The organism is Stenotrophomonas sp. UBA7606 (genome assembly GCF_002477705.1).
Classification (GTDB): Bacteria; Pseudomonadota; Gammaproteobacteria; order Xanthomonadales; family Xanthomonadaceae; genus Stenotrophomonas.
On record NZ_DLJW01000050.1, the window covers coordinates 1 to 7,006 of the forward strand.

Annotated in this window: 6 protein-coding genes and 1 pseudogene; 5 read left to right on the plus strand and 2 right to left on the minus strand. The window is 57.9% G+C overall.

The annotated features are described in order from the left end of the window. Nucleotides 1-176: 176 nt before the first annotated feature. From B2527_RS07485 to B2527_RS07495, 3 genes and pseudogenes are all read left to right on the plus strand, one after another. Nucleotides 177-332, plus strand: a pseudogene (locus tag B2527_RS07485) (cytochrome o ubiquinol oxidase subunit III); the annotation flags it as partial. A gap of 2 nt (nt 333-334) precedes the next feature. Next, complete coding sequence (gene cyoD / locus B2527_RS07490; protein ID WP_057627619.1) at nt 335-667, plus strand: cytochrome o ubiquinol oxidase subunit IV; 333 nt, start codon at nt 335-337, stop codon at nt 665-667. A gap of 75 nt (nt 668-742) precedes the next feature. Beyond that, nucleotides 743-1,420, plus strand: coding sequence for an SCO family protein (locus B2527_RS07495; protein WP_293707514.1), 678 nt, complete (start codon nt 743-745; stop codon nt 1,418-1,420). 120 nt (nt 1,421-1,540) lie between these two features. On the opposite strand, the gene B2527_RS07500 is transcribed toward B2527_RS07495, so the two are convergent. Both B2527_RS07500 and B2527_RS07505 read right to left on the minus strand, forming a co-directional pair. Beyond that, nucleotides 1,541-4,486 (minus strand): DEAD/DEAH box helicase, encoded by a 2,946-nt coding sequence (locus tag B2527_RS07500; protein ID WP_293707516.1) that lies wholly within the window; start codon nt 4,484-4,486, stop codon nt 1,541-1,543. A 302-nt stretch (nt 4,487-4,788) separates the two neighbouring features. Next, entirely contained in the window at nt 4,789-5,739 is a 951-nt protein-coding gene (locus tag B2527_RS07505) for a GlxA family transcriptional regulator (protein ID WP_293707519.1), read from the minus strand. A 128-nt stretch (nt 5,740-5,867) separates the two neighbouring features. Between B2527_RS07505 and B2527_RS07510 the strand changes: the two genes are divergently transcribed. Both B2527_RS07510 and B2527_RS07515 read left to right on the plus strand, forming a co-directional pair. Continuing rightward, nucleotides 5,868-6,416, plus strand: coding sequence for a cysteine hydrolase family protein (locus B2527_RS07510; protein WP_293707521.1), 549 nt, complete (start codon nt 5,868-5,870; stop codon nt 6,414-6,416). Nucleotides 6,417-6,518: 102 nt separating this feature from the next. After that, nucleotides 6,519-6,911, plus strand: coding sequence for a hypothetical protein (locus B2527_RS07515; protein ID WP_293707524.1), 393 nt, complete (start codon nt 6,519-6,521; stop codon nt 6,909-6,911). Nucleotides 6,912-7,006 lie beyond the last annotated feature (95 nt).

The window sequence follows — 7,006 nt, forward strand, 5'->3', positions numbered from 1 at the left end:
CGCGGCGTATGCCGCTCCTGAAACATGGCTCGCAATGCCCCTGCCGAGCATGGCTCGGCACTACATTCCAGCATTGCTTGTAAGGCCCCTGCCGAGCATGGCTCGGCACTACACCCCCTCCCTTTGCCGCAGGCAAGGGGAGGGTTGGGGAGGGGTGCTGTTCGCGGTTGATCTGCCTGATCTGGATGGCGGTGGTGATGCACCAGGTGAAGCGTCGCGGCCTCACCCCGACCAACGTCACCCGCATCTCCTGCCTCAGCCTGTTCTGGCACTTCCTGGACCTGGTCTGGATCTGCGTCTTCACCTTTGTCTATCTGATTGGAGTGTTCTGAACATGTCCGACAACGACACCTCCCGCGCCGGCAGCGGACATGGCTCCACCAAGTCCTACCTGATCGGCTTCGTGATCTGCGCCGTGCTCACCGTCATCCCCTTCATGCTGGTGATGAACCCGACGCTGTCGCGGCCACTGACGATGGCCCTGCTGGTCGGCTTTGCCGTCGTGCAGATCATCGTGCAGCTGGTGTACTTCCTGCACATGAACCGCTCCTCGGAGGGCGGCTGGAACCTGGCCAGTTTTGTTTTCACCCTGGTCATTCTTTTCATCGTGGTAGCGCTCTCCATCTGGATCATCTGGAGCATGCACTTCCATATGATGGTCAACTGACGCACGCAACGGGCCGGCACACACTGCCGGCCCGTTGCATGTAGTTCGGCTGTCCGTCCTTCATCGACCATAGCCATGTCCCGCACCAACACCTCCGACACCGGCCTCGCCGCACTGGCCCGCAAACTGCACCTGTCCACCATCGCGATAAGCGCCGCCACCTTGCTGCTGGTCGCCTGCGCCGCAAAACCCAAGGTGGATTTCTACGGCAAGGACATCGCCTGCGAAGCGCTCGGCCAGCAATGGACGATGCCCGACAGCACAGGCGTAAGCCGCAGCCCGGCCGACCTCAACGGCAAAGTGACCTATCTCATCTTCGGCTTCACCAGCTGCCCGGACGTCTGCCCCACCACCATGGTGGAATTGAACCGCGTAAAGCACCTGATGGGTTCGGACGCCGACAAACTGCAGGTGATCTTCGTCACTGTGGACCCGGCCCTTGACACCCCGGCCGTTGCCGAAACCTATGTAAAAGCCTTCGCCCCCCCCCCCGCAACCGCCCTGGTAGGCAACGACCAGCAACTGGCTGCAATGGCAGCATCCTTCAAAGCCTTCTACGACCGCGAAGAAGGCAAGCACCCAGGCGCCTATTCGATGAGCCACACCGCAGGCTGCTATATATTCGATCGCCAAGGACGGCTGCGTTTGTTCGCGCCCTACGGCATGCCGGTGGAGCAGCTGTTCTCGGATGTGCAGCGACTAACGCTGGAGCCAACAAGGCCGCACGCAACAACCTGTCAGGCAACCGGCTAGCCCCGCCCCCGCATGACCAAAGCCCCTCTCCCTCCGGGAGAGGGGTTGGGGTGAGGGCGACGTACCCCCAACTCATTGCGTGCATTTCATGTCTATGCTTACGTGAGCAATCGAGTTGCCTCAAGGGCTAGCAATCACTCTTAAGTCGACGTTCGCAACATCACGCAGATACATGTAACTAGTACCAAGCACGGTCATGACACTATCCGTAACACTAGCGGCAGAGAATGCAGGCTGCACAATGAAGAACCCCATTCGCATTTCAATATCCCGCGCTTTAAGCCTCAAGATGTCGATCTGCGCCGGCGTGCCTTTCAGCAATCTTTGGGCACCACTGCCTTCGCCCGCGCTATAACGATCTAGCAGTCTTTGAAAGAGTGCGGGGCCTTTATGTAGCCATTTCGCAGACCTGCTTGCCTGACCAGCTACCACATACGCATCATCCACCCGCGCCCCCGGTCGTCGACCGCTACCGCAGTATTTACAGTGATAGAGATCCACCGCGATGTGATCAGGAGCTTCCCGGATCGCGACGAGGTCAGCAATCTCACCGGCCCCGTCATCGTTGAAGATAATGTCATAGCCATCGATGATCTTCTGAAATGTGAAGCCTTGGACCGAATCGAAATCCAAGGGATGGGCCATCGACTCCCTGTGGATGTTGGTGCTTCCCCAATTCCAGGTCGATAGAAGAGTGGCCGGCAACGGGACATTAAGCGTGGCGTGGGTGAAGTAGCGATAGTTCCCGATGAGGATGGACCCGTCTGCCTGTAGGAATCGCATGCGTTCGCGATCCAAGTAGTCATTGAGATCATGCTCTTTACTGCCAATGAGCAAAGTGGCTCGGCCACTCGAATACCGATAGCCATCACTCTCAAGGTGGATCCGAATGGTTGTCAGAGTCCGTTCGTCGCCGTTGTGCGAAATGGCCGACAATACAATGGCTAGGGTGTCATCACTTTCCTTGACTGGCTGTCCGAGTTTGATATCCAGCAATGGATAGGATTCCCCATTGACGGTGATCGCACAGCGGCCCTCGGTTTCAATACCTAGCGCATCAGGCCAGTCGGCGAAGAAAATTCCGTCCGGCCAACGGCCACTTAGCTTCTCCGCCCGCATGACGTTTCGAAGAATGGCGGCTGTATCGATTGCGGAGTTATTGATCTTCGAGGCGACGACATCACACCAACGCACCCAATCGTCAATGGTGCCGGAATCCATCTTCCAGAGCTTTCCCTTGGCCGAACACCCTGCAGTAGTGCTCTCACCGTCTGCGTGTCCAACGCCAAAAATGTTGGACTTGATAGAGCGACCACTCTCAAGGTCGTCCATGACCCGGTTGACATCTTGTCCAACGTGCATGGTAAAGCGCACGTCACGACCGGATCTGCTAAGGCCAACGTTCTGTAGCTTCAGTCGTTTAATCCCATACATGATGCGAAAGACGTCGTCGCCGTTGATGCGACGTGCCGACGGTGCAACAAGGGCCTGAAAACGCGAGGTCTGTCGTTCGTCCCCAGTGCAAGAGATGAAGAGAGTTGAATCGCTTTGCCGGTAGTAGGCGAGATATAGGTGCCAAGTCGAGCCATAAATAGACTCGCTTTCTGCCCAGCCAATGGGAGCGTTCTCATGGGAAACAGCCATTACAATCGATTCGTCATCGCTCACCGAGTGCAAATGAAGCGTCTCGCTCGGCGACCCTAGGCTCTTTACGGCACGGGGACGCCAGCTCGATCTCGTGAGGCGGTAGGCGAGGCAGCTGATGTTAGGTGCTGGATTGAGAGCCGCGATCTTCGCTCCCTCAGAATCACCTTCGAACTTTGATTCAAATTCCTGGCGCTGCAGCTCGCGTCCGATTCGCTCAGTGCTGACTTCACGAATGATTAAACTCCAGTCCGCGCTTTCTTCAAAGAGACGCTTCATGGGGCTGTCAGCACGCTGGTTGGCGATGTTGGCGACGAACTTTGCGGTTCCCAGTCGTGTGTCCGTTCGGGTCAGCCTACCAATAAACTGCAGCGTGACCGCTGGGCTTTGATGCTGATCATGGATTGCGGCGATCTTTAGCTCGGGCAAATCAAAACCCTCGCCGAACATGTCGACGCAAACCACGATACGACTTTGCCGGGTCCGTATGCGCTCTAGATCTCGCTCCTTTGTTCTACTGCCTTTGCTGTGGATTACAACTGGTTCAAACTCCGGCCCTAACTCACGGTACAGCTCTATGATCCGGTTAGCCTTAGATATCTTGGCGCACCGCGCCATGAGAATGTGATCGAAACCTGCTTCTATATCGCGGGTTAGCAACTCAACAGCTTTGACTGCAATGGTCCGATCAATCTCGCTGATTACATATTCGCGAACAGGGAAGAAATCGATTTTCTGGAAGTAATTGTCTCGCTGCGCTTGGCTCAAGCTATAGTTGAAGATGATCTTGCCCTCCAGCCGTCGCTGATCGAGCCGGAACGGCGTCGCAGTGAAATAGATGGCTGGTTTGGAGCCGAAAGCGTTTCGAATTCGCCCCCACGTCATGGCGGCGACGTGGTGAGCCTCGTCAAATATGAGGTGACTGAAGTGCGCTGCAAAGGCTTCTAGTTCGTTGTCATCTAGTTGCGCCAACGCGGCAGGCGTCGCGATGGTGACATTGGAGGCTTCGATGGCTTGCGCGTCGACTGCAACATCGCGACCATCGATGCGATGGACAATGGGTGAAAGAACGTCGTCGGAAATCGCGTTGATGACCCTTAGACGTTGCAAGCTTGCCAATCGATCGCCTATCTGGGTTCGAAGCGCATCGGATGGCACGATCAGCAGCGTACGTCGGAACCGCCCGGCTATGATGACTGCGAAAATTGTGTCCGTTTTTCCCGTGCCGGTAGGCATAACAACGATCCCTGGCACTTCGGGATCGGAATCGAGATGGGAAAAGACAGAAAACGCAGCAGCGCGTTGAGGCTTCCGAAATCCAGCGAACCCATTGGCTGGCCCTTCGACAGAAAAATTTAGGGTGTGATCGGCCCAACTGCGGTAAACAACATTATCGCGGTAAAAATCGACATCAACATCCATTTATTTCCTCCTTTGAAGCCGACTTCCATCTGTCTGCTGCCCGTCTCGATGAAGACGATCCAAACCAAGTTTCCATTCTCCCAGTTAATCACGGAATCAAAATTAGGAATAGCGTTATTTTGATCTTTCTCCCAAGAGAGATAGACGCCGAACTTTTGGCACCCAAGAGGCGAAGTCAGGTCTGCATTGTGACGACTAGGCATTTGGGAGTTTCCATTATTGGTCGTAAGCGGCCGAAAGAGCACAAGGAAGCTATCGAGAGCATCAATAGAACGGGGGAAGTTCTACTCACCACAATTCCATCACCGCCCATCAAACCGCCTCCGATACTCCCCCGGCGACAACCCCACAACCCTCCTGAACACCTTCCGGAACGACCCCGGGTCGCTGTACCCCACGTCCCAGGCAATCCGCTCCAGCGGCACATTACTGGTCTGCAGCATCTCCCGTGCACGGGCTACGCGTACGCGCTGGGAGTATTCGGTGGCAGTCATGCCGGTTGCTTTCTGGAAGCGGCGCAGGAAGGTGCGCTCTTCCAGTCCTGCGCGCTGTGCGAGCTCGGCGGATGCAACCTGCTTCGCGTGGGTGTCGTGCAGCCATTGCTGCACCGCCAGCACTGCGGCGTCGCCGTGCGTCATGCGTGGCGAGAAACTGCTGTAGTAGCGCTGTTGGCGACCGGGGGGATCGATCAACAGCGTGCGTGCGACATCCAGCATCACTGCGGCGCCGAGGTAGCGGTCTACCAGCCGCAGGCCGAGGTCGGTCCAGGCCATGGCGCCGCCTGCGCTGAAGATGTCGCCGCCGTCGATGAGCATCTGGTCCACGTCCAGCGTCACGTCCGGAAAGCGCGCGGCCAGCAGTTCGGCGTATTGCCAGTTGGTGGTGATGGTGCGGCCGGCCAGGCGCCCGGTTTCGGCCAGCAGGAATGCGCCGGCGCAGACCGATGCGAGCGTGGTGCCATCGTCGTGCAGTGCGCGCAGCCAGCCCAGGTAGGGCGTGGCGGCTTCGGGCGAAATCGGCGGCTGCATGCTGGGCGGCAGGATCATTACCTGCGGTGTGCCGGTTGGTTGCTGGCTTGAGCTGTAGACGACTTGCGGCGCTTGGCCGGGCGCTTCGATGCGCCAGTGCGTGACCTGCAGTTCGGGCGTGGCGGGTGCTGCGCGTTCACTGGCGAGCCGGCCGGCCAGGGCGAACAGGTCGGTCAGGCCGAGCACCGCCGCCAGCTGGGCGCCGGGATACAGCAGGATTCCCACTTGGATGTGACCGTCGGTGCGCATCTGTCGGTACAGCCCTCAAGAATGTCGGTAGCGCCTCTTCGTGGTGGCAGGCCGGTCGCGGAGACTTCTCCCACACCATTCAACCACCCATCAGGGAGCCGTACATGAGCAAGCGCGCCATTATCGTCGTCGATCTTCAGAATGAATACCTCGCCACCGGAAAGCTGCCTTTGGTGGGCATTGATGCCGCCACCGCCAATGCGGTGCGCGTGGTTGCCGATGCGCGGACCAAGGGCGTGCCGGTGCTGCATGTCCGCCATGAATCCGCAAGCAGTGATGCGCCGATCTTCGTGCCCGGCTCGGACGGGGTGCGGATCATGGCCGCTGTCGCGCCCATCGGCGATGAGCCGGTGATCGTCAAGAACCACGTCAATTCGTTCCGCGATACCGATCTTAAGCAGCAGCTTGAAGCGCGCGGTATCGAGGACGTGGTGGTAGTTGGTGCGATGAGCCATATGTGCGTGGATGCGGTGGTGCGTGCGTCGGCCGACATGGGCTATGCGGTCACCGTGCTGCACGATGCCTGCGCCACGCGTGACCTGGAGTTCAACGGCGTCGTGGCGCCGGCTGCGCAGGTGCATGCGGCGATGATGGCGTCGTTTGAGTTCGGGTATGGGCGGGTGCTTGCTACGGATGCGTATCTGGCGGAGTGATCGCACCGGTGGCTTTGGCGATGGCTTTCAACTGGGTGGGTCTGGTACAACGCGGCACGGCGTTGCGGAGCAACGCTGGCCCGAACTACTGGACTTAACTCAATGCGATTCAAACCATCTCGCCTGGCTGCCCTTCTTCTGCTGGGCGTTGCTGCGCCGGCTTTTGGCCAGACAACCATCTGCAAGATCGAGGGTGATTCGATTGGCCCGGAGGTGATCTCCTGGGATACCAAGACGCAGCGGGCGCAGGTAAAGCTGCTGGGCGAGGACTTGCAGGGGAAGATGACCTGGAAGCGGAAGCACGATGATCTTGGCGACAAGGTCAATTTGAGCTTTACGCCTGCTGATCCGCTGTTTGGGGATGAGTATGAGTTTGTGGTGTTCCCTACCGAGGATGGGCATCGGGTGATGGGCGTTGGGTACAAGTACTACAACGGGGTTAAGTATTTGAATATCAGCCAGGGGAATTATGTGGCTGTTTGTAGTTCGTTGTAGGTCTGGAGGCTCGTAGCGTGCTTTTGTAGGAGCTGCGTTAGCTGCGAAGCTGGGGATGTTTGAGGTGCTGGTTTACTGCGAAGAGCACCCCTCCC